The sequence below is a fragment of the Micromonospora sp. D75 genome (assembly GCF_018070405.1).
Classification (GTDB): domain Bacteria; phylum Actinomycetota; class Actinomycetes; order Mycobacteriales; family Micromonosporaceae; genus Micromonospora; species Micromonospora chalcea.
Map to the genome: position 1 here is coordinate 1 of NZ_JAGPXV010000858.1, position 1,961 is coordinate 1,961.

Consider the following 1,961-nt stretch of genomic DNA (forward strand, 5'->3'; position numbering starts at 1 on the left):
CCACCACGGCGCGACGCACCAGGGCGCAGCCCGCCTGGAGGTCGTCGGCGTCCCGGCCGATCAGCAGCGGCGCGAGCAGTTCGCGTACGCACGCCTCGGCGCCGGCCACCGACGCGCCGGTCACCTGCCAGACCTGCGGCGCCTCACCGAAACCCGAGCGGCCGTCGCCGTCGATCACCTCCACGACCAGCGTGTCCACTGTGGTGGTGCGGCGCAGCGCGGTGACGAACGGGGTGTGTAAGGGGGCCGACAGACGGTGGGTGCGTACCGCGGCGATGGTCATGTGGGGCACCCTATAGCCAACTGGCGGCGAGCAGGGGAGGGCCGATGACCGGGCGGGAATGGGAGCTGGTGGGCGCGCCGAACGCGCGTGACCTGGGCGGACTGCCGACGACAGACGGGCGGCGGGTACGCGCCGGGCGGCTCATCCGCACGCCCGCGCTGGGCCGGCTCACCGACGAGGACCTGCCGGTGCTGGGCAAGCTCGGCCCGGCCTGCGTGGTGGACCTGCGTGACGTCCACGAGCAGGCGGTGGCCCCGCCGGACCGGCTGGCCGGTGCGCCCCGCGTGGTGCACCTGCCCGTCTACGACGCGGCGCATCCCGTCTTCACGTACGTCTCGGCGGTGCTGCAGGGCCACGACCTGAACGCCTACGCGGCGCTGGCCCGGGAGGGCATGCCGGGGGCGATGACGGCGATCTACCGCTGGTTCGTCACCGGCGAGTCGGCGCGGGCCGGTTTCAGCGCGGCGGTGCGGCTGGCCGTCGAGGACGCGAACCTGCCGCTGCTGTTCCACTGCTCGGCCGGCAAGGACCGCACCGGCTGGCTGTCGGTGGTGCTGCTGACCGCGCTGGGCGTCCAGGAGGAGGCGATCCGCGCCGACTACCTGGTGCACAACGAGCTGACCGAGAGCCTGCGCGAGGTGCTGCTGTCCGCGATGATCCAGCGCCGGCCGGACCTGGATCCGGCGGTGGCGCGGCCGCTGCTGGAGGTGCGCCCGGAATACCTGGACGCCGCCTACGACGAGGTGCGCCGGACGCACGGCTCGTTCGAGGCGTACCTGCGCGACGGTCTGGGGGTGACCGACGCGGACCGCGCGGCGCTGCGCGAGCGGCTGCTGGAGTAGCCGGGTCAGCCGGCCAGGTCGTGTCGCGCCGCCCAGACCCGCGCGGAGACGTGCGCGATCAGCCGGCAGGCGTCGTCCTCCACCTCGTCGCCGTCCGCGCCGCCGTCGGCCAGGTCGGTGGTGGTGCAGACGACGATCGTGTACGGCGGCGCGTCGTCCGGGAAGACCACGCCCGCGCCGTGGCGCACGCCGCGGACCCAGCCGTTCTTGTGCGCGACGCGGGTGCCGTCGGGCAGCCCGGCGGCCAGGTCCTCGCGGTGCTCCTGGGCGGCGAGCACGTCGAGCATGGCCGCGCAGGCAGACGGCGAGGCGAGCGGGCCGGGCCGGGTCGCGCCGAGCGCCAGCTCGCCGAGCAGGGCGGCCAGGTCGGCGGCGGTGACCAGGTTGTCGATGCCGGAGTCGCGGGCGGCGAAGTCCTCGATGCCGCGGCCGGTGACGCTGTGCCGCGCCCCGGCGAGCGCCCACGCCCGCGCCACGGCGGGCAGCCCCACCTGGCCGATGCAGATGTTCGTGGCCAGGTTGCTGGACCGGACGATCATCCGTTCGGCGAGCCAACGCAGCGGCGCGTCCCCGCCGACGCGGTCCCAGACCGCCTCGTCGTTGTCGTAGTTCCGGGCGTTGGCGAACCGGGGCGCGCCGGGCAGCGCGGAGTCGAACGAGTTGCGCACCGGCACCGGCGCGTCCAGGTCGAGCCGGCCGGCCTCGGCGGCGCGGAACAGCGCCACCAGCACGGCGAGCTTCATGGTGCTCGCCGCGTAGTGGGTGGCGTCGGCGCGCCGCGTCCACGCCGGCCGCGCGCCGGGCCGGCCCACGTACGCGGAGACGGTGCCGGGCAC

Annotated in this window: 2 protein-coding genes and 1 pseudogene; 1 reads left to right on the plus strand and 2 read right to left on the minus strand. The window is 75.5% G+C overall.

The features are described from left to right. Positions 1-283, minus strand: a pseudogene (locus KBX39_RS29960) (mandelate racemase/muconate lactonizing enzyme family protein); the annotation flags it as partial. 44 nt (positions 284-327) lie between these two features. Between KBX39_RS29960 and KBX39_RS29965 the strand changes: the two are divergent. After that, positions 328-1,125 carry a tyrosine-protein phosphatase gene (locus KBX39_RS29965; RefSeq protein ID WP_043329595.1) on the plus strand — a complete coding sequence of 266 codons (798 nt, stop codon included), beginning with the start codon at positions 328-330 and terminating at the stop codon, positions 1,123-1,125. A 5-nt stretch (positions 1,126-1,130) separates the two neighbouring features. Here the strand turns inward: KBX39_RS29965 and KBX39_RS29970 are convergent. Then, the coding region (locus KBX39_RS29970) for a serine hydrolase (RefSeq protein ID WP_247660750.1) at positions 1,131-1,961 on the minus strand (831 nt) is incomplete at its 5' end.